20 protein-coding genes are annotated in these 24,040 nt (G+C 66.5%); 6 read left to right on the top strand and 14 right to left on the bottom strand.

All coding sequences use genetic code 11. From position 1 onward, the window contains the following. Positions 1–166: 166 nt before the first annotated feature. The 6 genes from ACE3N9_RS09140 (at position 167) to ACE3N9_RS09115 (ending at position 9,317) form a co-directional block, all read left to right on the top strand. The gene (locus ACE3N9_RS09140; RefSeq protein ID WP_374283065.1) at positions 167–1,423 is read left to right on the top strand and encodes a spinster family MFS transporter; all 1,257 of its coding nucleotides are present in this window, start codon (positions 167–169) and stop codon (positions 1,421–1,423) included. Between the two features lie 59 nt (positions 1,424–1,482). Further along, on the top strand, positions 1,483–2,523 hold the full coding sequence (locus ACE3N9_RS09135; protein ID WP_374283063.1) for a LacI family DNA-binding transcriptional regulator: 1,041 nt from the start codon (positions 1,483–1,485) through the stop codon (positions 2,521–2,523). 127 nt (positions 2,524–2,650) lie between these two features. Beyond that, positions 2,651–4,399, top strand: coding sequence for an arylsulfatase (locus ACE3N9_RS09130; RefSeq protein WP_374283061.1), 1,749 nt, complete (start codon positions 2,651–2,653; stop codon positions 4,397–4,399). Beyond that, a complete protein-coding gene (locus ACE3N9_RS09125; RefSeq protein ID WP_374283059.1) occupies positions 4,396–5,967 on the top strand; it encodes a sulfatase in 1,572 nt (523 codons plus the stop codon). The genes ACE3N9_RS09130 and ACE3N9_RS09125 overlap by 4 nt, the downstream gene beginning before the upstream one ends. Further along, positions 5,859–7,898, top strand: coding sequence for a sulfatase-like hydrolase/transferase (locus ACE3N9_RS09120; RefSeq protein WP_374283055.1), 2,040 nt, complete (start codon positions 5,859–5,861; stop codon positions 7,896–7,898). Before ACE3N9_RS09125 ends, ACE3N9_RS09120 begins: the two co-directional genes overlap by 109 nt. Positions 7,899–7,988: 90 nt before the next feature. After that, complete coding sequence (locus tag ACE3N9_RS09115; protein ID WP_374283053.1) at positions 7,989–9,317, top strand: sulfatase-like hydrolase/transferase; 1,329 nt, start codon at positions 7,989–7,991, stop codon at positions 9,315–9,317. A 167-nt stretch (positions 9,318–9,484) separates the two neighbouring features. Here ACE3N9_RS09115 and ACE3N9_RS09110 read toward each other — a convergent pair whose 3' ends face one another. The 14 genes from ACE3N9_RS09110 to ACE3N9_RS09045 all read right to left on the bottom strand — a co-directional run bounded on the left by ACE3N9_RS09110 (position 9,485) and on the right by ACE3N9_RS09045 (position 23,923). Then, a complete protein-coding gene (locus ACE3N9_RS09110) occupies positions 9,485–10,435 on the bottom strand; it encodes a formylglycine-generating enzyme family protein (RefSeq protein WP_374283197.1) in 951 nt (316 codons plus the stop codon). A 338-nt stretch (positions 10,436–10,773) separates the two neighbouring features. After that, complete coding sequence (locus tag ACE3N9_RS09105; RefSeq protein ID WP_374283051.1) at positions 10,774–11,376, bottom strand: NTP transferase domain-containing protein; 603 nt, start codon at positions 11,374–11,376, stop codon at positions 10,774–10,776. Then, complete coding sequence (locus tag ACE3N9_RS09100; RefSeq protein WP_374283049.1) at positions 11,369–12,313, bottom strand: XdhC family protein; 945 nt, start codon at positions 12,311–12,313, stop codon at positions 11,369–11,371. The genes ACE3N9_RS09105 and ACE3N9_RS09100 overlap by 8 nt, the downstream gene beginning before the upstream one ends. A gap of 13 nt (positions 12,314–12,326) precedes the next feature. Continuing rightward, positions 12,327–12,788, bottom strand: coding sequence for a cytochrome c family protein (locus tag ACE3N9_RS09095; protein WP_374283047.1), 462 nt, complete (start codon positions 12,786–12,788; stop codon positions 12,327–12,329). 17 nt (positions 12,789–12,805) lie between these two features. Then, entirely contained in the window at positions 12,806–15,052 is a 2,247-nt protein-coding gene (locus ACE3N9_RS09090; protein ID WP_374283045.1) for a molybdopterin cofactor-binding domain-containing protein, read from the bottom strand. Continuing rightward, positions 15,049–15,546 carry a (2Fe-2S)-binding protein gene (locus ACE3N9_RS09085; RefSeq protein ID WP_374283043.1) on the bottom strand — a complete coding sequence of 166 codons (498 nt, stop codon included), beginning with the start codon at positions 15,544–15,546 and terminating at the stop codon, positions 15,049–15,051. The genes ACE3N9_RS09090 and ACE3N9_RS09085 overlap by 4 nt, the downstream gene beginning before the upstream one ends. 72 nt (positions 15,547–15,618) lie before the next feature. Then, a complete protein-coding gene (locus tag ACE3N9_RS09080; RefSeq protein ID WP_374283041.1) occupies positions 15,619–16,308 on the bottom strand; it encodes a VOC family protein in 690 nt (229 codons plus the stop codon). Positions 16,309–16,419: 111 nt separating this feature from the next. Next, positions 16,420–16,710 carry a hypothetical protein gene (locus ACE3N9_RS09075; protein ID WP_374283039.1) on the bottom strand — a complete coding sequence of 97 codons (291 nt, stop codon included), beginning with the start codon at positions 16,708–16,710 and terminating at the stop codon, positions 16,420–16,422. A 123-nt stretch (positions 16,711–16,833) separates the two neighbouring features. Next, entirely contained in the window at positions 16,834–18,003 is a 1,170-nt protein-coding gene (locus ACE3N9_RS09070; protein WP_374283037.1) for a carbohydrate porin, read from the bottom strand. Between the two features lie 100 nt (positions 18,004–18,103). Beyond that, positions 18,104–18,799, bottom strand: a complete 696-nt coding sequence (locus ACE3N9_RS09065; RefSeq protein WP_374283035.1) for an alpha/beta fold hydrolase — start codon at positions 18,797–18,799, stop codon at positions 18,104–18,106. 4 nt (positions 18,800–18,803) lie between these two features. Beyond that, the gene (locus ACE3N9_RS09060) at positions 18,804–20,852 is read right to left on the bottom strand and encodes a 3-hydroxyacyl-CoA dehydrogenase NAD-binding domain-containing protein (protein ID WP_374283033.1); all 2,049 of its coding nucleotides are present in this window, start codon (positions 20,850–20,852) and stop codon (positions 18,804–18,806) included. Positions 20,853–20,872: 20 nt separating this feature from the next. Next, positions 20,873–22,126 carry an acetyl-CoA C-acetyltransferase gene (locus ACE3N9_RS09055; RefSeq protein WP_374283031.1) on the bottom strand — a complete coding sequence of 418 codons (1,254 nt, stop codon included), beginning with the start codon at positions 22,124–22,126 and terminating at the stop codon, positions 20,873–20,875. Positions 22,127–22,148: 22 nt separating this feature from the next. After that, positions 22,149–22,931 carry an SDR family NAD(P)-dependent oxidoreductase gene (locus tag ACE3N9_RS09050; protein WP_374283029.1) on the bottom strand — a complete coding sequence of 261 codons (783 nt, stop codon included), beginning with the start codon at positions 22,929–22,931 and terminating at the stop codon, positions 22,149–22,151. Positions 22,932–22,942: 11 nt separating this feature from the next. After that, positions 22,943–23,923, bottom strand: coding sequence for an NAD(P)H-dependent flavin oxidoreductase (locus ACE3N9_RS09045; RefSeq protein WP_374283027.1), 981 nt, complete (start codon positions 23,921–23,923; stop codon positions 22,943–22,945). Positions 23,924–24,040: the final 117 nt, after the last annotated feature.

The following is a 24,040-nucleotide window of genomic DNA, read 5'->3' as shown; positions in this document are numbered from 1 at the left end:
CCAGCGAGAACAGTTGACAGCCGCCCCACCCTGCGTATTTTAGCGTTAAACAAACTGGCGTCCGGCATCCCGGCGCGGACTATGGGAGAGCAGCATGAGCGAGGCACAAGGAGCCAGAGACACTGGCGACTGGCCATCGGCCCGCACCGCCTGGACTGCGGCAATAATGCTGATGATCGCCAACACGCTTGCCTTCGTTGACCGCCAGGCGCTTGCCTTGCTCGTCCAGCCGATCAAGAACGATCTGCAGGTCAGCGATACGGCGATGAGCCTTCTCTATGGCCTGAGTTTCACCCTGTTCTACGTGCTTGTCGGCATTCCCGTGGCGCGGCTGGCAGACCGCTCCAACCGCCGAAATATCGTTGCTGGGGCAGTGTTCATCTGGTCACTGGCAACGACGGCCTGCGGTCTCGCCCGCAATTTCCCCTCGCTGTTCCTTGCGCGCATTGCCGTGGGGGCTGGGGAAGGCGGACTGGGACCAGCGGCCTACTCGATGTTGTCGGACCTGTTTCCCAAGAACCGGCTGCCCGCGGCCATGGGCGTCTACCAGATGGGCATCTATGTTGGCGGAGCCCTTGCGCTGGTGCTGGGCGGTTTGATCGCCACGCAGATCCCCCCGTCGGAAGATATCGCCTTGCCGGTCCTGGGTGCGGTCAAGGGGTGGCACGTAATCTTCCTGATGCTGGGCGTGCCGGGAATGCTGCTGGCGATCCCGCTGCTCGCCTTGCCCGAGCCCATGCGGCAGGGCGCAGCCGCCGCCGCGCCCAAGGTGCCGCTGGGGCAGTTCTTCGCCCAACTTCGCCGCCACTGGATGGTCTATTTCGGCGTCGGCATCGGCTTTGCCCTGATGATTCTTGTTGGCAATGCGACCGGCGCATGGATTCCCGCCTTCTTGGAACGCAAGTTCGGCATGACCACCGCCCAGATCGGCGCATCCTATGGCCCGCTGGTGTTCTTCTGCGGTGTAAGCGGCACCCTGGCGGGGGGTTTCTTCGCATCGTTCCTGCGCGGACGCGGATATGCCCTAGGCAACCTGCAGGCGGCGCTCATCGGTTTCGTTGCCCTGATTCCGGTCACCATCGCCTTTCCCTTGGTCTCGACTGCGAGCGTTTCGCTCGCGCTGATTGGGGCGATGAACTTCTTCGCGGGATTCAACTTCGGCGGCGGGCTCGCAGCCTTGCAAGAGATTACGCCCAACCGGATGCGTGCGCTGGTTTCCTCCTGCTACATGCTGCTGGTCAACCTGATCGGCGCGGCAGGAGGTCCGCTGGCGATCGCGCTCGTGACGGACTTCTGGTTCAAGGATCCGGCACAGCTGCCGAACGCCATTTCGATGGTCTGCGCCATTGCCTCGCCGCTTTCGCTGGTTGCCCTCCTGATCGGCCTTCGCGGATATCGACGGGCGCTCGCGCAACCAGCCTGACCGTCGGGCCTTTGCAATTGGCGGAGAGGCGGATAGACGCAGCTTCAACAGGAGCAAGAATGTCCCGGGCAACCCGACGCGCCAGTCAGTCTGTAACGATCGAGACTGTCGCCTCGCGCGCAGGCGTATCGGCCATGACCGTGTCCAACGTGCTCAACAACCGGCGCAGCGTCCGCCCCGCCACGCGCGAGGCGGTGCTGAAGGCAGTCGACGAACTGGGCTACAAGCCAAATGCCGCCGCCCGCTCGCTGGCCAGCGCGGCAACCACGCGGATCGGGTTGGTCTCGGGCAATCAGGAAAGCGGCTTCCTCAGCTCGATCTTCAGCGGCGCCATAACCGAATGCAGCGACATGGGCGTGCAGTTGATCCTGCGCCGCTTTGCCGATGCAGATCTTCCTGCCCTGGTCGAGGCGATCGATCAGATGGCGCGCGGCGGAGTCGGCGCGGTGATCGCTCACCCTCCTTATTGCGACCTTCTGAGCCGGACGGGCGTGACTCTGCCAGTGCCGGTCGTGGCGATTTCTCCCGGCAAGAGTCTCGACAACATGCCGGGCGTCCGCATCGATGATCGCGCGGCTGCTGCCGAAATGACGCGCTACCTGATCTCGATCGGTCACCGGCGGATCGGCTTCATCCGGCTGGGCGAACATATCCTGGCCGACGAAACCCGCTACCTCGGATATTGCGACGCGCTTGAAGCAGCTGGGATAGCAGTGGAGCCGGACCTCGTCGCGCAGGGGCGCTTTGCCTTTGGATCGGGACTGGCCCCGGCAGAGGCGCTCTTGTCATTGCCCAATCCACCCACCGCGATCTTCGCGTCGAATGATGAACTGGCGGCGGCGGTCGTATCCGTGGCCCACCGGCGAGGTCTTGACATTCCGCGGCAGCTGTCGGTTGCCGGGTTCGATGATGGCCCTCTGGCAGTAAAGATCTGGCCGCCGCTTACCACTATCCACCAACCCGTTGCCGCGATTGCCGCGGCCGCCGCGCGCCGCGCCGCCGAGATCGCGCGCGCGCCGGGAGAGCCGGTCGATCCGCGTACCGACGAGCTGGAATACCGGCTGGTCATCCGGGATTCGACCGCCCCTCCCGGCGCCTGATGTCACCTGACCGGCAAAGTTGGTTTAGCGCTAAATATTTTGCTTGACTCACCCTCGCCCTCGCCGCAGACCGACGGTGGGAGAAAGCAGAGTGGCCGGCAGGAAGATCATGCAAAGATCCAGGTTCGTGCGCACGCTTGCTGCGCTGGCATCGGGTACGGTGCTGGCGGCGGCAAGCCCGACTTTGGCCAAGGCAGAAAGGCCGGACATCCTTGTGATCGTGCTCGATGACGTCGGATTTTCCGACCTTGGCGCCTTCGGTTCGGAAATCCGCACGCCCAACATCGATGCCCTTGCCGCGCGCGGGCTGCGCTTCAACCGGTTCGATACCAAGGCGGTCTGTTCGCCGACACGCGCTGCCCTGCTCACCGGTCGCAATCCGCAAACAGTGCGCATGGCCGATCTCCCGGCCATGCGGCTGAACCCGCAAGACATAACCCGCGACCGGGGTGAGCTTGCCGCCAATGCCCAGACAATCGCGCAGGTCCTGCACCGCGCGGGTTACGCCACCCATGGCTTCGGCAAGTGGCATCTCGCGCCCGAACAGGAAGACGGATCACCCGGCCGCAACGCGTCCTGGCCGCTACAGCGCGGCTTCGACAGTTTCTATGGCTTTTTCCTCGGCTGGACCGACCAGTTCCACCCCGACCTGATCGAGGGCAACCGGCGCATTCCTTCGCCCAAAGTCGAAGGGTATCACTTCTCCGAGGATATTACCGACCGTGCCATTGCCGCACTGCCCGCCCGCCAGACCGCAAAGGATGCACCGCGCTTCGTCTATCTCGCCTATGGCGCGGGACATTCGCCGATCCAAGTGCCGCGCCGCTACATCGATGCCTATGACGGCGTCTATGCAAAAGGCTGGGATGCCATGCGCGAGGATCGCCTGGCCCGGCTGAAAGTACAGGGCGTCGTCCCTGCAAATACCTTGCTTCCCGCGCGCAACCCGGGCGATCGTGCCTGGGCAGATCTGACGCCGACCGAGCGCACGGTGTTTGCCCGCTTCATGGCGACCTATGCCGGCTTTATCACCCATACCGACGAGCAGATCGGCCGCCTCGTCAAGCACCTCAAGGACACCGGCCGATTCGACAATACGCTGATCGTGCTGATGAGCGACAATGGCGCCGCGTCCGAAGCCGGACAGAAGGGTGCCTTCGAACGGCTTTACCGCCCCAACACGCTGACCCCTGAACAGATGCTGGCGCGTCTTGACGAGCTGGGCACGGACAAGACCCAGTCCGAATACCAGCGCCCCTGGGCCATGCTGGGATCCACGCCCTTCCGGCGATACAAGGTGTGGCCGCAGCTGGGCGGAGTGCGCACGCCGATGATCGTTTCCTGGCCCAGGAAGATCCGCGATGGCGGAGCTATCCGGGAGCAGGCGATCGACGTGATCGACATTGCGCCAACGCTTGCCGAGGCAGCCGGAACGCGCTTTCCCGACAAGGTCGAGGGCAGCACCGAAATCCCGGTCGCCGGCAAATCCATCGCCCGCACCTTCGCTTCGGCCAAGGCCCCAGATCCACGCAACGTGCAGTACTTCGAACTGCGCGCCAACCGCGCAATCCGCCAGGGCAGGTGGCGAGCAGTCGCTGTCCACAAGCAGATGACCGACTTCGACAGCGATGTCTGGCAACTTTACGATACGCAGGCGGATTTCTCGGAATCGACCGATCTTGCCAAGGTCTATCCGGACAAGCTGGAAGAGCTCAAACGCCTGTGGTGGCGCGAGGCACGCAAGTACTCCAATCCTCCGCTGGCCGAGGCACCCGAATTCATGCGCGTGCGCGAACGTTTCGATGACAGCGGCGAGCGCCAGCCGATCCCTGAACACCTGCGGCCACCACCCGTATCAAGCAGGGAGTATCCATGATGCGCCGAGCCATTTCCGCCCTTTCAATGGCCTGCGCCGCCCTGTCGCTCGTTCCGGCACCGCTGCTGGCAAAGACCCCTGCCCAGCCCGCACCGCAAGCCGTGCAATCGGCGCGGCCCAATGTTCTGTTTATCATCGCGGATGACCTGGCGCCCCGGCTCGGCACTTACGGAGCGCCGGTGCAGACACCATCGATCGATGCGCTGGCAAGGTCGGGCGTACAGTTCCAGCGCGCCTTTACCCAGTTTCCATGGTGCGGCCCGAGCCGTGCCTCGTTCCTCACCGGAACCCGCCCGAATACGACGCGGGTGACAGATCTCAACACGCCGTTCCGCCGCGCGCTGCCCGATATCCAGACCCTGCCCGAATACTTTCGTACCCATGGCTATCGAACCACGCGGGTGGGCAAGATCTTTCACCAAGGCGTTCCGGGAGACATCGGCACAGGCGGGCCCGACGATCCGCAATCATGGGACGCGGTGAGCAATCCACGCGGGCGCGACCGCGATGCCGAAGCCGGCGCACTGCGCAATGCCACCCCCGGCATTCCCTATGGGTCGGCCATGGCCTGGCTGGAGGATGACGGCGCCGATGGCGATCAGACCGACGGCAAGGTGGCGGCAGAGGCAATCTCGATGCTGCAATCCGGCGCCAAGTCTGGCCAGCCGTTCTTCCTTGCCGTCGGGTTCTACCGCCCGCACGTGCCGCTGGTTGCCCCGGCAAGATACTTCAAGCCCTATCCGCTCGCGAAAATGAGGATCGCGCAGGAAACACCCGCCTCGCTCGCTGCGGTGCCTGACTATACGAAAGCCTGGAAACCCGACAATTTCGGCATGACGGAGGCGCAGCAGCAGCAGATCATTCGAGCCTATTCCGCCTCGACAAGCTTCATGGATGCGCAGGTCGGCCGGGTGCTGCGCGAACTCAAGCGGCTGGGGCTCGAGAAGAACACCATCGTCGTCTTCACCAGCGATCACGGCTACCTGCTGGGCGAGCACGGGCAGTGGATGAAAAACATCCTGTGGGACGAAGCGAACCGCGTGCCGCTGATCATCCGCGCGCCTGGCACATCCAAGGCGGGTGGCAAGTCACCGCGCACGGTGGAAATGCTCGACATCTTCCCGACGCTCGTCGATCTCGCAGGTCTGCCCGCCTATTCGCGCAACGAGGGCGTCAGCCTCAAGCCGCTGCTCGCAAAGCCTGACCGCCAATGGGACCGCCCCGCTTTCTCGCAGGTGCGCGGTGGGCGGTCGGTGCGCACCGAGCGCTGGCGCTATACCGACTGGGAAGAGGGCAAGCTGGGCAGCGAACTCTATGACCACGACAACGATCCGCGCGAGCAGAAGAACCTGGCCGCCAATCCGCACTATGCGCCGGTCGTGGCAAAGCTGAAGGCGATGCTTCCCGCCGGGCCGGTCGAGAAACGGACCGCAGCGCTTCCCTATGATTCCGTGCGCAAATGCATGCCCGGTTTCCCCGGTGCCTCGGCCAGACCCGGTCAGCCTGCTGCCGGTGGCGGCGGAGACGGCCTCGGCGGGCTGGTGATTTGCAAGAGGATGGACCCATGAACCAGGGCTCTGGCTGGAAGTCCACGCGCCGCGCCGCGCTGACCGGAGCAGCAGCAGTTGGCGCAATGCCGCTGCTGGGCGGGGCCGCAAGCGCCGCCAGCGCTGCCCGGCCGAACATCGTGTGGATCGTCAGCGAGGATAACAATCCCTTCATCGGCGCCTATGGCGACAAGCTCGCCCGGACACCGAATATCGACCGGCTGGCGCGCGGCGGCATTCTTTATCGCAACGCCTATTCCAACGCCCCGGTCTGCGCGCCGTCGCGGTTCGGCATCTTGACCGGAGTCCTGCCGGAAAGCTGCTCTCCCGCACAGCACATGCGCGCCAACGCCAAGGCTGCGGGCCTTTTGCCGACCTATCCCGAGCTGCTTCGCAAAGCCGGATACTATGTCACCAACAACGCCAAGACCGATTACAACTGCGACATCGATCCCGCTGCGATCTGGAATGACAGCAGCGCGAAGGCGCACTGGAAGAACCGCCCGGCAGGGCAGCCGTTTATGGCCGTCTTCAACCTGATGTCCACGCACGAATCGCAGAATTTCAAGCCCACCACCGGCTCAGTAAAGCCCCAGCAGGTGCGGGTGCCGGCCTATATGCCCGATACGCCCGGCGTACGGCAGGACATTTCCAGCTACTACAACCGCATGGAGATCATGGACGGGCAGGTCGGCATACTGCTCGCCGAACTTGATGCGGCGGGTCTGTCCGAAGATACCATTGTTTTCTACTATTCCGACAATGGCGGCGTACTGATCCGGTCCAAGCGGTTCTGCTTCGACGAAGGTCTGCGCTGCGCGCTGATCGCAAGGGTGCCGCAGAAATGGGCGCACCTTGCACCGCTGGGCGTCGGCAGCGGGGTAACGGCCCCGGCCAGCTTCATAGATTTGGCGCCGACTGTGCTTTCGCTGGCCGGCGTACCGATTCCGCCGACGATGCAGGGAAAGGCGTTGATGGGCCGGGACGCGGCCAAGCCGGGTCGCTTCGCCTTCGGAATGCGCAACCGCATGGACGAGCGATATGATTTCGTCCGCACCGTCACTGACGGGCGCTTTCGCTATATCCGCAATTACCTGCCGCATATCCCGGCGGGGCAGAATGTATCGTTCGCCTGGCTGGCGCGCGGCTATCAGGATCTCGACAGGCTGCGGCTCGACGGCAAGCTCAATGCCGAGCAGAGCCGCTTTTTCGAGGAGCGCGCCTACGAAGAGCTCTACGACCTGAAGAACGATCCTGACGAACTCGAAAATCTCGCTGAAAGCCCCGGGCACCGCACACGGTTGAACGCGATGCGGCGCGCACTCGATGCGCACATGCTGCGGATCAACGATAACGGCTTCATTCCCGAAGGATCGGTGCATGAAGGCTACGTCGCCAGCCGTGCCAAGGGCGCCTATCCCCTGCGCCGGATCATGGTGCTAGCCCAGGCCGCCGCGCGGCGCGATCCGCGCAAGTTGGGCCTGCTGGCAAAAGCGCTGGGCAATTCCAACGAAGTGGTGCGCTATTGGGGCGCGACTGGACTGGCGATCCTGGGCGCCGGTGCGCAATCGGCCCAGCCGCGCTTGCGCGCGGCGCTCGCCGACCCTTCGCCGCAGGTGCGCGTTGCGGCAGCAGAAGCACTGTGGCGTTCTGGAGCGACCGCGGAGGGGCTGACTGCACTGACGGCATTGCTGGACTCCGCATTTCCCGATCCGGTCCGGCTGCAATCGCTCAATGTCCTGACCCGCATGGGCATGGCCGCCGCGCCGGCCCTGCCGGTGCTGAAACCGCTGACCAGCCTTCGGGGAGAATATATTCCCCGCGCAGCGCTCTATCTCGTGCAGGTCATCGAAGGGACTTATGATCCCTACAAGCCGATTTTCGATCTTGAAGCATTCTTCAAGCGTGGCGGGCCGACCAACCCCAACAACCCCAACAACCAGCAGCCCTGAGGAACCCACGGCATGAGCAGGACAGCGCTTCGCAAGGGACTGATCGCCACGGCCGCGCTCGCGCTCGCCGCATCGATTGCGCCTACCGTCATGGCTAAGGCTCCCCCCGCAGCCGTAGTGCCCGTTCCGGCGCGCGCACCGAACGTCATCTTGATCCTTGCCGACGACGTGGGGGTGGAAGGCTTCAGCGTTTATGGCGGGGCCAACCCCACCCCGAACATCGCGCGGCTCGCCAGCCAGGGCGCGACTTTCGACAATGCCCATTCCACGCCGCTGTGTTCGCCCAGTCGAACCCGGCTGATGACCGGCATCGAGAATGCGAAGAACTATGACGCGTTCGGCTACCTCGCGCCCAATGCGCGCACCTTTGCCCACATGTTCAAGGAAGCGGGCTATACCACCGGCATCGTCGGCAAGTGGCAGCTGGGCGGCAACGGCTTCGACGGGCTGACCGGGATCACGCCCAAGGGCGCGGGCTTTGATGAATCGTTACTTTGGCAAGAGCGCGCGGGCACGCAGAAAGGTTCGCGATACTGGGGACCGACCCTGTCATTGAACGGCTTGCCCAAGATCAATGAGGAGGGCTTTGGCCCCGACCTGATGAACGATTTCGCGCTGGATTTCCTGTCGCGCAACAAGGATCGCCCGTTCTTCCTCTATTATCCGATGGTCCTGCCCCACGATCCATTTGTGGTCACCCCGGCAACGCTTGACGCCAAGGGACCGCAGCAGAAGTTTGGCGGCATGGTGGCCTATCTCGACCGGCTGGTGGGCACGGTGATGACCCGCCTTCACGACCTGGGCATCGATGACAACACGCTTGTGATCTTCACGGCAGACAACGGCACCTCGCAACTGATCGTCAACGTGCGCGGCGGCGTGAGCGTGAAAGGCGGAAAAGGGTTGCCAACGCTGAATGGCACACACGTTCCGATGATCGTGCGCTGGCCGGGCAAGGTTCCGGCAGGGGTTCGGCGCAGCGGACTCCTCGATTTCGTGGACGTCCTGCCGACCATGGCCGAAGCGACCGGACTGAAAGCCTTTCCTGGGCTCGACGGGGTCAGCCAATGGCCTGTGGTTCGGGGCAGCAAGGCCAGCGCCCGTCCGTGGATTTTCGAACACTATGCCCCGCGCTGGGTCAACCGGCCGGCGCGCTTCGTCTTCGATGAGACTCGCAAGCTTTATGGGGACGGTCGCTATGTCGCGCTGAATCCGGCGACCGGAGAGGAAACCCCGCTAGATCCGGCGACCAAGGCGGAACGCGCCCACCGCGATGCCCTGCAGCGCGTGCTCGATACCCGGGGAGATGGGCCGCTCGATCCCACGCGCTTCCCCTGGTGCGCCGGGGAAACTTCAACCGATCCGGCTCTGCCAGCAACGGTCGCCGGCTGCGGTCGCAACGTCAATGCCGTGGATTGAGCCGCAGAACGATCCCACGTACGGCAGGCGACTATTGGCCGGACGTTTCGCCCGAACGCGGCGGATCGATCCTGCGGACCGATTGGCAAGGTCAAACGCAGTCAGCAAGAATGGTTATCACCGCGATCGCGTTTTGATTGAGGTGCGGAGCGGTTGTCTGATCAGGTTCACCGGCGTGCAGATTTGCCGGACCTGACGACGCACCTGAAGCCGATATGGCTGGTGGACGTATCGACCATCTCCGGGTGCCGCGCGGCGGGACGGAAGCGCTGGCAATGGTTGAGTGCGCAGAGGTGCGAGCCGCCCTTGATCACCTTGCGCCCAATGCGGACCTGCGGCTGAGAAGGATCGAAACTGCCCTTCAGCGTTCCGCCGCGCGGGTTCTTTGCCGCGCAGCATGACTGGCCTGATTCCTTTGCCTTCAGGCCCCTGGAAGGATTTTCAGCCCACCAGTCCGAGGTCCACTCCCAGGTATTGCCCACCATATCGTAAAGCCCGTAACCGTTCGGCGGAAAGGTTCGCACCGGCGAAGTCCGTTCCCAGCCGTCATCGAGCGTGTTGGAAAACGGGAACAGCCCCTGCCAGTAATTGGCCATCATCTGCCCACCAGGTGCCAGTTCGTCGCCCCAGGCGAACTCCTTGCGTTCGAGCCCGCCGCGGGCGGCAAATTCGTGCTCCGCTTCGGTCGGCAAATCCTTGCCCGCCCACCTGGCATAGGCCGCAGCATCGCCCCAGGCGACGTGGACCACTGGGTGATCCCAGAGGTCTAGCGCGTCGAGATCGCTGTCCGGCCCATAGGGATGCCGCCAGTCCGCGCCAAAAGTGAAGCTCCACCACAAGTGATAGTCCGTCAACGGCACCGGCCCCGCCGTCTTCGTGAAGACCAGCGACCCGGCCTTGGCCATTGCGGGGTCCATCCCCGGGTAATCCTTCGGATCGGGAGCGATCTCCGCAACAGTCCTGTGCCCCGTCGCCTCGACAAAGCGGGCGAAGTCGCGGTTGGTCACGGGTGCCTCGTCAATCCAGAATCCGTCGACAGCAACCTGCCGCAAGGGGCGTTCCTCGGGGTAGAAGGCTTCCGACCCCATCGTGAAGGCACCGCCTTCGACGAATCGCATTCCAGACATGTCGCGGCTCATCACGTTTCCTTAGGCTAGACGGCGCATAACTTGTAGCAGGTTGGGAAGACTTCACGTCGCCAAGCAACTGCTGGCGACACATAAGCGCCACCAAGATAGATGAACGGCAACTCCGATCAGTTCTGAGCCGAAACTTGCCATTCCGGACCGTCGAACGAAGCGGACATCTGCAATTTTTGGCGCGGTGGGGGTTGAGTGTGGGGGCGGCATGCGACATATTTCAAATTTCAACGTTATATCACATTCTTAGCTTAGCACCCTTGCGGCCTCCGTCTCCGCCATCATGCTTTGGAAATTGTGCGCCGTTTGCAGGCGCGCTAGCCGCGATCTGCCATTGACGCCGCTTGGCTGAGCGCTTGCTCATCGTCGATGTCGATCAACAACTCGGGCGCGCAGATGATCGGTTCGGCCTGGTGCAGCAGTGCGCGGGCGCCTGCATCGCCGGTGAGCGCTGCCAGCGCGGGCAGATGGTCGCGGCCGAACAGGGCCGGAGGCAGGCGCAGGCCATTGGCTGATGAGGCAACAATGGCCGCCGGGCCGAGCGCGGCGGCGCGGGCGATCAGGGCGCGGAAATGGTCGGCGGGGACCAGTGGCATGTCGGCCAGGGCGATCAGCAGGCCGTCAGCCTGTGCCTCCAGCGCCAGCCTGGCCGCCAGCGCGACCGAACTGCCCATGCCCGATGCGGCATTTGCATTTACCGACAGGGTAAAGCCGGCCCCCTCCCAGCCCGGGGCGCAGGGGTGATCGGCCCGCGCGGCGATGACCCAGCGCTGGGCGAAGTCCAGCCCGGCGAGGGTCTGGCAGGCCAGTTCCCCCAGTCGCTGGCCCCGGAAGCTGGCCGCCAGCTTGTCGGCAGGCCCGAACCGGCGCGATTGCCCGGCCGCCAGCACCGCGGCCGCATAGCGCGCGCCCTCAGCCAAGGGCCGGTCCGAAATCGGCGGCCTGGTAGGTCTGGACGATCTCGGCCAGGGTGGACAGCGCCAGCGTGTCGGGATCGCGCGAGGAATGGAACAGGCCGATCGGGGCGTGCAGCGTGGCAAGCGCGCTGGCGGCAACGCCCGCCGCCCGCAGCGCTTCGCAGCGCGCCGCATGGGCCCGCCGCCCGCCCATGGCGCCGATGTAGAAGTGCGGCAGCTCGAACGCCCTCTTCAGCAACGCCACTTCCCAATCGTGGTCGTGGAACAGGAAGACGATGGCGGTCCACGGATCGCTGCGCAGCAAATGGGTATCGGTGGTGCGGGCCAGTCGCATGACCGGAAAGCCGCGCCCCTGCAGCCGGTCAAGCGCGCGCTCGTCCGGGGTCAGCACGGCGACATCCAGCGCCATCGACTGGGCCAGCAGCGTCAGCGCGCTCAGCCCTTCGCCGTGGCCGACCAGCATCAGCCGGGCCTGGGGAAAATGGCCGAAGCGGGCGGTGCCCGCAGCCGGATCGAACGGCGCCGGATCCCAGCCCGCCAGGCAGGCGGCGCCGTGCGGGCCGATGCTGACCGTATAGGGGTGGCGGGCCATGATCGCGGCGAGGCAGTCAGCTGCGATTTGCCCATCGGCCAGCGGCTGGAAATGAAGGTCGAGCCCGCCCCCGCAGGGCAGGCGGATATCGAGATAGGGCGAGCCTGCGCCGAACCGGACGATCCGCGCCGCCTCGGCCTTGAGTGTGTCGCGGGACTCGGCCAGCACGGCGTTCTCGATGCAGCCGCCCGAAAGCGAGCCGACGAAGCTGCCGTCCTCGCACACCGCCATGTGCGCGCCGGGGTTTCGCATCGCGCTGCCTTCGACCGCCAGCACGGTGACCAGCACGCAGCGCTGACCGGCGGCCATCTGCTCGGTCAGGAACCGGAAGATCCTGCGCTGGTCCATGCCGGCAGCGGGATCAGTTCTTCAGGCTGGCCAGATAGGCGGCAATCGCGGCGCGGCGCTGGGGATCGGCCACCTGGCCCGCCGCCATCGCGGTGCCGGGGACCTTGGCCGAGGGATTGGCGAGGAAGGCTTGCAGTTCCGCTTCGCTCCAGGTGATGCCGGAACCGGTCATGGCCTTGGAATAGGTGAACCCCGCCAGCGTGCCGGCGGCCCGGCCGACCACGCCGTGCAGGTTGGGGGCGATGCCCGAAGCGCCGCCCGGCTCAACCGAATGGCAGGCGGCGCAGACGGCGAAGGCGGCCTTGCCGGCGGCCACCAGGTCACCGGCGGCAGGAGCGGCGGCGGCTGGCGCGGGCGCAGCGGCCTGGCCGGGCTGGCGCACCACGATCTGTTCGACCGGGGCTTCGGCCTTCGACCCGCAGCCCGCGAGGATCAGCGCGAGGGCGGTAGCGGGAATTGCAGCGGAACGGTGCATGGTCTCTCGCTCCCGGTTCAGGCGAAGTGCTTGGCCAGCGGCAGCGCGCGGATGCGCTGGCCGGTGGCGGCGAACACGGCGTTGGCCAGCGCCGGGGCAATCGGCGGCAGGCCCGGTTCGCCCGCGCCGCCCAGCTTCTGGTGATCGCCGTTGATGATTTCGACCGCGATGGCCGGGCATTCATCCATCCGCACCATCTGGTAGTCGTGGAAGTTGCTCTGCTCGACCGCGCCGTCCTTGAGCGAGATTTCGCCATACAGGGCCGCGGTCAGCCCGAAGACGATCCCGCCTTCCATCTGGTTGCGGAACCCGTCGGGGTTCATCGCGAAGCCCGGATCGGCGGCGCACCACACGTTGGTCAGGCGCGGCTTGCCCTTGGTCATATCCACTTCGACCACTTCGGCGACGATCGTGCCGAAGCTCTCGACCAGCGCCAGGCCCCGGCCATGTCCTGCGGCGGGCCGGGTGCCCCAGCCGGCCATGGCGGCGGCCTTTTCCAGCACCGCCTTGTGGCGCGGGGACTGGTCCAGCATGGCGAGGCGAAACGCCAGCGGATCGCGCGCAGCGGCGTGGGCGGCCTCGTCGATGAAGCTTTCGATGAAGAACGCCTGCTGGCTGTGATCGACCGAGCGGAACGCCGCGAAGGGCAAATGCAGATCGGATTCCGCATGGCGGATCGACTTGTTGGGAATGTCGTAGAACGCGCAGTCGCAGGCATCCGCCGGGTCGTGGCGCTGGGTAAAGACACTGCTGTAGGCGACCAGTCGGCCCTGGTCATCCAGCCCGCCGGCGATGCGGTTCAGGTCGGCGCAGCGGAACAGGCCCTTTTGCAGGTCTTCCTCGCGCGACCAGATCATCTTGACCAGGAAGCCGGTGGCCTGGCCGATCCGGGCGGCCATGACGACATAGTCAACTTCCAGCCGCCGACCGAACCCGCCGCCCAGCATGGGGTGATGGACGGTCACGTCATCCGCCGACAGCCCCAGCGCCTTGGCCGCGGCGCTGCGCGCCATCAGCGGCACCTGGGTGCTGGTCCAGATCTCGCAGCGCCCGTCCTTGACCCGGACAGTCGCGTTCATCGGTTCGAGCGGCGCGTGGGCGAGATAGGGCGCCTGATATTCGGCGGTGATCCGCTTCGCCGCACCGGCCAGCGCCGCCTTGGCATCGCCCCGGGTGACCACCGCCTTGCCGCCGCTTTCGCCGGCCTTGTCCAGCACTGCGGCAAATTGGGCGAACTGGTTGGCGCTCGACCGGACCGGGCTTTCGGCCTTGGTATATTCGGCGGAAATCGCGTTCAGCGCCTGCTGGGCCTGCCAATAGCTATCAGCCACGACAGCGATGAAATCCCCCATGTTGAGGATCTGCAGCACGCCGGGCATGCCCTTGGCCTGGGCCGCGTCCATCTTCGCCACGCGGGTGCCGGGCACCGGCACGCGGCGCACGGCGGCATAGCTCATCGTTTCGCCGGGGACCTTGGCGTCGATCCCGAAACTGGCGGTGCCGTTCACCTTGGCCGGGATGTCGATGCGCGGGGCATCGGTGCCCATCAGCCGGTAATCCTTCGGCTGCTTGAGCACCGGGGTTTGCGGCATGTCCTGTTCGGCTGCTGCCGCGGCAAATTTGGCGAACGGCGCCGAACGGCCCGAGGCCTTGTGCGAGAGCATGCTATTAGCCGCGGTGATTTCCGCCGCCGGCACGCCCCATTCCTTGGCCGCCGCGCCGATCAGCATCTGCCGAGCCGCCGCGCCGGCGATGCGCATGGTGTGCTGCCCGGTGCTGCGGATCGACGAACTGCCGCCGGTAATCATGGCATCGGCCAGGCGCGCGATCCGGGTGAACAGGCCGTTCCAAGTCGGCTCAAGCCAGTCCGGCGCATCGAGCGTGCCGGGGGCAACGAAAGCGCGGATCGCATCGGGAACAACGTAGCTGCCGTCAGCCGGGGCTTGCATCACCCGGACCAGCGACCAGTCGGCATCGAGTTCATCCGCCAGCATCTGCGCCAGCACCGAATGGGCGCCCTGGCCCATTTCGCAATGCGGCACGATCGCGGTGACAATGTTATCGGCATCGATCTTGAGCCAGCTGTTGATCAGCTGCTCGCCCTTGCCGCCGGCCACCACCGGGCCAAGCTTGCCCACCGGATTGCCGGGCCGCACGCCGACACCGATCACCAGCGCGCTGCCCGCCAGCACCCCGGCGCCGATGAAGCCGCGACGGGTCCACTTGGCCGCGCGGCTGCGCGGCGGCTTGGTCATGTCGTTCATGCCTGCCCTCCAGCGACGCCTTGCGCGCCCTTGGCCGGTTCTAGTCCCGCCGCCACCTTGATCGCGCGGCGGATGCGGACATAGGTGCCGCAGCGGCAGATGTTGCCGGCCATGGCCGCGTCGATTTCGGCATCGCTGGGCCGGGGATTGTCGCGGAGCAGCGCGGTCGCGGCCATGATCTGGCCGGACTGGCAATAGCCGCACTGCGGCACCTGCTCGCTGATCCAGGCCTGCTGGACCTTGCTCAGTTCCCCTTCAGGACCGGCGACGCCTTCGATCGTGGTGATCGCCTTGCCTTCGGCTTCGGCAATCGCGGTGGAACAGCTGCGCACCGGCTGGCCATCGAGATGGACCGTGCAGGCCCCGCACAGCGCCGCGCCGCAGCCGAACTTGGTGCCGGTCAGCCCCAGCCGCTCGCGTACCACCCACAGGATCGGCATGGCCGGATCGACGTCCATCGATGCAGCTTCGCCATTAATCGTGAACTTCGCCATGTCCGCAGTGCCTCTCAATCGGCGCTGCGATAACCGCAAAGGTCCGCCCTACTCAAGCGTTGTTGGCGATCCTTACTTCGCTGGCGGCGTGGTGATGCTGCCCTTGCGCGTCATCACCTCGTCCGGGGTTGCCAGCATGCGCTCGTAAACCTCTGAAGGATAGACCATATGCGGCCGCTGGGGATCGTATGCGGGCTGCGGCACCGCACCGCCCTGATCGGCATAGGGCGCCGGGTTCATGTAGCTGGCCAGCTCGCTTTCGCTGATCCCGGCCAGGCTGACCACTTCCGGGTCGATCCAGGTGCCATCGAGGTCAAGCGGATGCTCGCACCCGTCGCTGGTCGAAAGTTCGAGCGAGAGCCCTTCGGGTCCCGCAAAATAGATCGAGGTGCAGAACCCGTGCCGCAGCGGGCCGAACACCGGTACGCCGCGCGACCGGATGCGGTCGCGCATCGCCAGCAGGTCGGCCATGGTCGAGACGTTGAGCGCCAGGTGCTGCATCGTCCCCGGCGCCGATGGCCCGCCGCCATTGCCGGCGTGGGTCTGGCCGATCACGGTCTGCTTGGTGGTGTTGGCCTTGACGAAGACGAAAGCCACCGCCGCATCCCCCAGCCGCATGAAGCCATGCCAGGCGCCTTCGACGCCGTGCATCCAGTAGAGCGCCACCAGTTCCATCCCGAGCACGTCCGAGAAGAATTCGATCTGCTGCTTGATGTCGCCGGTCGAAATCGCAATGTGGTGCAGTGCATTGACTTTCGACATGGGGCTTACCCTCCGCGTGCGCTCAGAGCCGGGCCAGGAGCCGGTTCAGGCGCAGGATTGACGACATCCGGGCGCTTTTCAACCCGAAACGCCCCGCCCCGTCAGCCGGGATCAGCCCGCGCAGCGGCGGCGCAGCGCGCGGTCCAGCCCGGCCGGCGCGCCGCGCGCGGCGATGGTCACGCCGTGGACGCCTTCGCTGACCGTCCAGCGCGCCGGGGCGCGGCGGGGGGAAAAGCGGGTGACGCGGTAGCTGCCATCGGCGGCGGCATGGACCTGCGCCCCGCCCGGCAGCGCCTCGGCCAGGCACAGCGCGGCGGCCCGGGCCCGGTCCTGCGGGGCCGGCAGCGGGGCATCGGCCACCGGGGCGGCCAGGATCAGGAACAGGGGGGCCAACAGGGTCATCGCAGCACGCTCCGCGCCAAGGGGGTCGATCAGGACCCTGGCGATAGCACATGCGGCGGGACTGGCCAGCGCGGCTTCGGCCGCGTGTCCAAACGGGACAGCGCCCGGCCGGTTCCTTACCGTTCAGAAGGCGAAGGACAGGCGCAAGGTGGCGTGAACCACGCGCCGCATGGCCCCGCCCGCGCCGCGCTGCTCGATCCATTGCAGATCGGGCTGCACGGTCAGGAACGGGGTCAGCGCATCGGCATAGGTCACCTCGACCACGCTTTCGCTGTGCCAGGCCGGCTCGCCCAGCACGGTTTGCGCGGCGCGAAAATCGGCCGATGTGCCGGCGCGGTGAAAGCCGATCGAAAAGGCGCTGTCATCCCGCCCGATCAGCGCCGGGCTGACCAGCACCCCGGCCTGGAGCGAATGGCCGAACGGCTGGGTCTGGCCCCGCGCCGCGCCGCCGCGCAGGAACAGGGTGACCGCGCGCGGCCCGCCCTGGGCCAGTTGCGCCTCGACCAGGCCATAGACCCCGGCGGGGCGCTGGCGCAGCGGCTGGCCCTGGGCGTCGAGCGCGAACAGCGCATCGCGCGGGCGGGTATAGGTCCAGCCCCCCAGCCCGACGCGCAGCCGCTTGCCCACGCCGGCCTCACCGATCACGATCAGCCCGTCATCAAACGACAGGTCGACCCCGCCCGGATCGCCCAGGGTCTGTGCCCGGGCGTTGAGCACGGCGGCCTGGGCATAGCCATGACCAGCGCCCAGATCGATCCGCAGCCGCGCCGCCAGCGCCGAGGACGGGAAGATCGACGGCCCCGCCGGGCCGCTGGCCGCCAGTTCCGAACCGATCCCGAACGGCGGCGCGATCAGCAGGCCGGCGCTTTCGCTGGCATAGAATTCGCTGTTGAGATCATACAGCCCAAGGCGCAGCGAAGCCTTGCCCAGCTGCTGCTGCGCCCAGGCTTCGAACAGGTGCGGGGATGCTTCGGGCACCTCGATGTTGTCCACGCCCTGCAGGCTCAGCGCGCCATCGTTGGGCCGGGCGCCCAGGTTGTTGAGCACGCCGATGTGCAGCTGCACCCCGTCCAGTCCGGCGAGCGGCCCCAGATCGGCGTCGAACGCCACTTCCAGGTTGTCGAGATAGCGCAGCCGCTGGTCCGCCCCGCCCGATGCAGTGACCGACAGGTCGGCGACATAGCCCAGCGACAGGTCCAGCCCGTCGCGCGCCTGGGCCGGCGGCGCGGCGATCAGCGCGGCAAATCCGGCCAGCGCCGCCCCCCGGCGCGCATGGCGATACAAGTTCGGCAAGTGCATGGCCGCAATACCCCCCAACGAAAGGGAGCATCATGGCCCGGGCCGCCTTGCCGCTTCGGGCCAGGGCGCGCTCTGGCCAAACCCCTAGGCCGGGTTAGGAGGCCGTTTCCGCCCCGGGCCAGCCGCGCAGCGCGGCAAGCAGCGCATCGGGCCGCTCCAGTTGCGGCATGTGCCCGCAGTGTTCGATCCGCACCAGCTGTGCGGCGGGCAGTTCGGCGGCCAGCTCTGCCGATGCGGCGGGATCGATCACCGCGTCCGCATCGCCGGTCACCACCAGCGCCGGGCAGGTGATCCCGCCCAGCCGCCCCGCAAACATCGGACGGCTGGCGGCGGCCTGCTGTTCGCGGGCAAAGCGCTCCACCCCGCCCGCCAGCATGATCGCGGTCAGCCCGGCAATGTGCGCCGCGCGTTTGTCCCTTGCCAGCGCCGCGCGGGCCAGCTGTGCGACCACGGCGGGGAAATCGGCCCGCGCCGCCGTGACCAGCGCGCCGCGCCGCTCGCGCGACTCCGGGGTTTCGGCCCGCGCCGAGGTGGAGACGAGCGCCAGGGCTGCCACACGGTCCGGGGCGGTCAGGGCGATCTGCTGGGCCACATAGCCGCCGAGCGAATGGCCCAGCAGGGCAAAGCGCGGCGGGGCGCGCTCCACCATGCTGGCGGCCATGTCGGCAATGCTTTCGCCGTGGTTGGGCAGCGCGATTACAACGCGCCCCAGCGGGGCCAGCGCCGCCTGCCAGCTGGCCGTGTCCTCGAGTATCCCGGGGACGACGAGCAGCGGCAGGCAGTGCGGCACAGGCTCAGCCGCGGGTGAAGCTGCCGCCGCTTGCGGCCTTGTCGGCCAGCAACTTGGCCGGCTGGATGCCCATCGCGGTCAGCCCTTCGACCACCTTGGCCAGGCCCACCGTATCGGCCCAGAACATCGGCCCGCCGGTATAGACCGGCCAGTTGTAGCCCAGGATGCAAGCCACATCGATGTCGCTGGCGCGGATCGCGATGCCTTCTTCCAGCACCTTTGCGCCTTCGTTGACCACCGGGTAGAGCAGCCGCGCGACGATTGCCTCGGCGCTGAGCGGGCCCTTGTTGGCGATGCCCTTGTAAGCCGCGAAATCGGCGATGACCTGCGCGGCGGCCGCGCTGGGGCTGGCCTTGCGCGCCTCGTCATAGTCATAGAAGCCGCCGCCCGACTTCTGGCCGAGCCGCCCCAGCTTGACGAGATCGCCCTGCAACGTCCGCTCGTTCGAGCCGCGCCCGATCACATCCAGCCCCACCAGGTCGCCCATCGCGAACGGTCCCATGGCAAAGCCATAGCCATAGATCGCGGCGTCGATGTCCTGCGGGCTCGGCCCTTCCAGCACCAGCTGCATCGCCTGCTGGCTGCGCGGGCTCATCACCCGGTTGGCGATGAAGCCGTGGCCGACCCGGCTGACCACCGGAACCTTGGCAATGGTCCGCGACAGCGCCAGCGCGGTGGCCAGCACTTCGTTGCTGGTCTTCGCCCCGCGCACGATCTCCAGCAGCCGCATGACATTGGCGGGCGAGAAGAAGTGCAGCCCGATCACGCTGTCCGGGCGGCTGGTGGCGGCGGCGATTTCATCGAGGTTGAGGAACGAGGTGTTGCTGGCCAGCACCGCGCCGGGCTTGGCGATCCGGTCAAGCTGGGCGAACACGTCGCGCTTGATCCCCATGCCCTCGAACACGGCTTCGATGATCAGGTCCGCCTGGCCCAATGCGGACAGGTCCAGCGCCGGGGTGACCAGCGCCATGCGCGCTTCGACCTGCTCCGCGGTCATCCGCCCCTTGGCCGCGCTCGCCTCGTAGTTCTTGCGGATCACGGAGAGCCCGCGGTCCAATGCCGCCTGCTCGCGCTCCACCAGCGTCACGGGGATCCCGGCGTTGAGAAAGTTCATCGCGATCCCCCCGCCCATGGTCCCTGCGCCGATCACGCCGACCGACTTGACCGGCAGGGTCGCGGTATCGCGTGGCAGGTCTGGCACCTTGGCCGCTTCGCGCTCGGCGAAGAAGTAATAGCGCTGCGCCGCGCTTTCGGTGCTGGCGATCAACTCGCCAAACAGCTCGCGCTCGCGCTGGATGCCGGCGTCGAAATCCAGTTCGGCGGCGGCCTCGATCGCCTTGACGATGTTGTAGGGCGCCTTGAACCCGCGCCACTGGCGGGCGTTCTTCTTGAGGTAGTCGGCGTAGATTTCGCCCTTCCCGCGATAGGGTTCGACCTTGTCCTGCCGGTCGCGCACGCGCAGCAGCGGGCCGCCATCGGCCAGCAGTTTCCGGGCAAAGGCAATCGCGTCCTCGCGCAGCTTGCCTTCCTCGGCCAGGGCGTCGATCATCCCCAGTTCCAGCGCCTTCTTCGCCGGAACCGGCGCGCCGCCGGTGATCAGGTCAAGCGCGGCGGGAATGCCGACGATGCGCGGCAGGCGCTGGGTGCCCCCCGCCCCCGGCAGCAGCCCCAGGTTGACTTCGGGCAGCCCGACCTTGGCCGAAGGCACGGCGATCCGGTAATGGCAGGTCAGCGCAAATTCATAGCCGCCGCCCAGCGCCGTGCCGTGGATCGCGGCGACCACCGGCTTGGTCCCGCTTTCGATCAGATCGAACACTTCGCCCAGGTTCGGCCCGCCGACGTTCTTGCCCAGTTCCGAAATGTCGGCCCCGGCAATGAAGGTCCGGCCCGCGCAGATCAGGACGATTGCCTTGACGCTGTCATCCGCGGCGAATGCGCGAAAGCCTTCGTCCAGCGCGATGCGGGTGTGGACCGACAGCGCGTTGACCGGCGGATAGTCGATAGTGAGGACGCCGATGCCGTCGATGACTTCGGTGGTGCCGACCTTGCTCATGTGCCTTGCTTCCTTGTCCGTCAGATGCGTTCGATGATGATCGCGGGAGCCATGCCGCCGAACGCGCACATGGTGATGAGGCCGTAGCGCCCGCCCGAGCGTTCCAGCTCGTCCAACGCCATGCCGATCAGGATCGAACCCGTCGCCCCGATCGGGTGGCCCAGCGCGATGGCCCCGCCGTTGATGTTGACCTTGGCCCGGTCGATCCCGAGATCGCGGATCGCCTTTTCGGTGACCACCGCGAAGGCCTCGTTGATTTCCCAGACGTCGATGTCCGCCACGGTCAGACCGGCGCGTTCCAGCGCCTTCTTCGCCGCCGGGACCGGGGCGTTGAGGATCAGCGTCGGGCAATCGCCCGCGTTGACCGCCGTGACGATCCGCCCCCGCGCTTTCCAGCCGTTGTCCTTGAGGCCCTGTTCGGAGGCGAGCAGCAGCGCCGCCGAACCATCGACCACGCCCGAGGACGTGCCGACATGGTGGGTCGGCTCCCACTTCAGGTCCGGATACTTGCGCTCGATCATCTGGCGCATGGTCGTCCCGTCCGGGGCGGCGGGGACGTTTTCGAGCGCGACGAAAGCGGGCTTCAGCGCGGCGAGCGTTTCGGCGGTGGTTTCGGGGCGCGGATATTCGTCATGGTCCAGCGCCAGGCTGCCATCGCGGTTATGGACCGGGATCAGGCTGTTCGAGAAACGCCCCGCATCCATCGCCGCCTTGGCGTTGCGCTGGCTGGCCACGCCCAGTGCTTCCAGGTCGGCGCGCGAAATGCCTTCCATCGCGGCGATGGCATCGGCGGCGACGCCCACGGCCGAGATCGGGTGATCCTGGTACAGCTCGAAATTGCCGCGCGCGCGGCCCAGGGTGCCGAGTTCGGTCTGGCCTTCCAGCGCGTCGAGTTCGGCGTGGTAGCTCATCATCTCGGTCCCGCCGGCGATCAGCACGTCCTCGAACCCGGCCATGATCTGCCCGGCGGCAAACGCGACGGAGGAGATGCCCCCGCCGCAGAACCGGTCGATCGTGGTGCCGCTGGCCTTCACGTCATAGCCGGCCCACAGCGCCGACAGGCGGCCCAGATCGCCGCCCTGCTTGCCGCGCTGCTGGCTGCACGACCAGACGATATCGTCCACTTTCGAAGTGTCGAGATCGTTCCGGTTGCGCAGGGCGCGCAGCACCGTCGCCCCCAGGTCCTGCGGGTGGAGGTGCGAGAGCGCCCCCTTGCCCTGCTTGCCGATCCCGCGCGGGGTGCGGACGGCGTCGACGATGTAGGCTTCGGCCATGTCATTGTCCTCGTTAAGAAAATCAGCGCGGGGCCATGCGGATCGCGCCGTCGAGACGGATCGCCTGGCCGTTGAAATAGGTGTTGCGCACCAGTTCCATCGCCAGCGAAGCGAACTCTTCCGGCTTGCCGAGGCGCTTGGGGAACGGGACCGAGGCGTTGAGGCCGTCGAGCACCTTTTCCGGCAGGCGGCCCAGCAGCGGGGTGCCGAAGATGCCCGGCATGATCGCGTTGACGCGGATGCCGAGGTCCATCAGGTCGCGCGCCATCGGCAGGACCAGCCCGTTCACGCCCGCCTTGGCCGAACCATAGGCAACCTGCCCGATCTGCGCGTCCTGCGCCGCGACCGAAGCCGTCAGCACAATGGTGCCGCGCTCGCCGTCCTCCAGCGGTTCCAGCCCGCCCATGCCCAGCGCCGCGAGCGATGCGACGCGGTAGCTGGCGACCAGGATACCCAGGATGGCGAATTCATAATCGCTGGTCGGGAAGCGGATCAGCTCGCCCGTTTCCTTGTTGCGGCCCACGGTCTTGCCCTTGCGGTTGGCCATGGCGCAGTGGACCAGCACGCGCTCCTGCCCGTGGGCGGCGCGGGCCTTTTCAAACCCGGCGAGGACCGATTCCTCGCTCATGATGTCGACCTTGCAGAACAGGCCGCCGATTTCCTTGGCAACGGCTTCGCCCTGCTCCTCGTTGATGTCGAAAATGGCGACCTTGGCTCCGGCCTTGGCCAGGGCTTCGGCAGTGGCGCGGCCGAGGCCCGAGGCCCCCCCGGTGACAACGGCGGCAGTGGTATTGTCGATCTTCATGGTCTTCCTCCTCAGGCCAGCAGGCCGGTCAGGCGCTGGCGGATAATCTGTTCGGCGTCGGCGACGATGCGCTGGATCAGCACTTCGCAGGTCGGGATGTCGTGGATCAGGCCCTGGATCATCCCGGCCCAGAACACGCCCTTCGACAGGTCGCCCGTTTCCAGCATTTCGCGCCCCGCGGCCCCGGCGACCAGTTCCTTGACGTCGTCAAAGGTCGCGCCCGGAATGGCGAGGCGGCGGGCGACTTCTTCCGACACCGCGCTGCGGCCGACGCGGGCGGTGTTCTTCAGGCTGCGGAAAATCAGCACCGAGCCGCGCTCGTCATTGTCGAGATAGGCCTGCTTGACGTTCTGGTGGATCGGCGCTTCGACCGTGGCGCAGAACCGCGTGCCCATGTTGATCCCTTCGGCCCCCAGCGCCAGCGCGGCGGCCAGGCCCCGGCCATCGCCAAACCCGCCCGAGGCGAGCAGCGGGATCTTCACCTTGTCAGCCGCCGCCGGGATCAGGATCAGGCCCGGAATGTCATCTTCGCCGGGGTGGCCGGCGCATTCGAACCCGTCGATGGAGATGACGTCCACGCCGGCCTTCTCGGCGGAGACAGCATGACGGACGGCGGTGCACTTGTGCAGGATGGTGACGCCCGCGGGCTTCAGCATTTCCCAGATTTCGCGCACCGCGGGCGTGCCGGCGGTTTCGACCACCTTGATCCCGCCATCGATGATCGCCTGGGCATAGGCCTTGTAATCAGGCGCGTTGATCGTCGGGAACACGGTCATGTTCACGCCGAACGGCTTGGCGGTCATCGAGCGGCAGCGCTCGATCTCGTCGCGCAGCGCGGCGGGGCTGGGCTGGGTCAGCGCGGTCAGGATGCCAAGGCCGCCGGCGTTGGACACGGCGCTGGCCATTTCGGCCACCCCCACGCCCTGCATCCCGCCCTGGACGATGGGATGTTCGATCCCGAGCAGCTCGGTAATCCGGGTCTTCAATGCCATTTCCCTCTCCTTTGCCGCGCCGTGCCTTCGGGATTGACGAGCGGTCGCCGCTCGCCCAAAAGGCAGGTCGAGTTATATAACTAGGTGATACAAATCAAGCGAACATTAATCGCTTGG

It is taken from the genome of Novosphingobium sp. (assembly GCF_041905565.1).
GTDB lineage: Bacteria > Pseudomonadota > Alphaproteobacteria > Sphingomonadales > Sphingomonadaceae > Novosphingobium.
The sequence above is the reverse complement of the archived record's forward strand: the minus strand, read 5'-3'. Positions and strand labels throughout refer to the sequence as shown.

Coding starts and splice junctions, on each gene's coding strand:
- ACE3N9_RS09075 (WP_374283039.1), bottom strand. CDS start 16,710: ATGACCCTGTTGGCCCCCCTGTTCCTGATCCTGGCCGCCCCGGTGGCC.
- ACE3N9_RS09085 (WP_374283043.1), bottom strand. CDS start 15,546: ATGGCGAAGTTCACGATTAATGGCGAAGCTGCATCGATGGACGTCGAT.
- ACE3N9_RS09140 (WP_374283065.1), top strand. CDS start 167: ATGCTGATGATCGCCAACACGCTTGCCTTCGTTGACCGCCAGGCGCTT.
- ACE3N9_RS09135 (WP_374283063.1), top strand. CDS start 1,483: ATGTCCCGGGCAACCCGACGCGCCAGTCAGTCTGTAACGATCGAGACT.
- ACE3N9_RS09125 (WP_374283059.1), top strand. CDS start 4,396: ATGATGCGCCGAGCCATTTCCGCCCTTTCAATGGCCTGCGCCGCCCTG.
- ACE3N9_RS09120 (WP_374283055.1), top strand. CDS start 5,859: ATGCATGCCCGGTTTCCCCGGTGCCTCGGCCAGACCCGGTCAGCCTGC.
- ACE3N9_RS09050 (WP_374283029.1), bottom strand. CDS start 22,931: ATGAAGATCGACAATACCACTGCCGCCGTTGTCACCGGGGGGGCCTCG.
- ACE3N9_RS09100 (WP_374283049.1), bottom strand. CDS start 12,313: ATGGACCAGCGCAGGATCTTCCGGTTCCTGACCGAGCAGATGGCCGCC.
- ACE3N9_RS09115 (WP_374283053.1), top strand. CDS start 7,989: ATGGCTAAGGCTCCCCCCGCAGCCGTAGTGCCCGTTCCGGCGCGCGCA.
- ACE3N9_RS09045 (WP_374283027.1), bottom strand. CDS start 23,923: ATGGCATTGAAGACCCGGATTACCGAGCTGCTCGGGATCGAACATCCC.
- ACE3N9_RS09095 (WP_374283047.1), bottom strand. CDS start 12,788: ATGCACCGTTCCGCTGCAATTCCCGCTACCGCCCTCGCGCTGATCCTC.
- ACE3N9_RS09110 (WP_374283197.1), bottom strand. CDS start 10,435: ATGCGATTCGTCGAAGGCGGTGCCTTCACGATGGGGTCGGAAGCCTTC.
- ACE3N9_RS09060 (WP_374283033.1), bottom strand. CDS start 20,852: ATGAGCAAGGTCGGCACCACCGAAGTCATCGACGGCATCGGCGTCCTC.
- ACE3N9_RS09080 (WP_374283041.1), bottom strand. CDS start 16,308: ATGTCGAAAGTCAATGCACTGCACCACATTGCGATTTCGACCGGCGAC.
- ACE3N9_RS09055 (WP_374283031.1), bottom strand. CDS start 22,126: ATGGCCGAAGCCTACATCGTCGACGCCGTCCGCACCCCGCGCGGGATC.
- ACE3N9_RS09090 (WP_374283045.1), bottom strand. CDS start 15,052: ATGAACGACATGACCAAGCCGCCGCGCAGCCGCGCGGCCAAGTGGACC.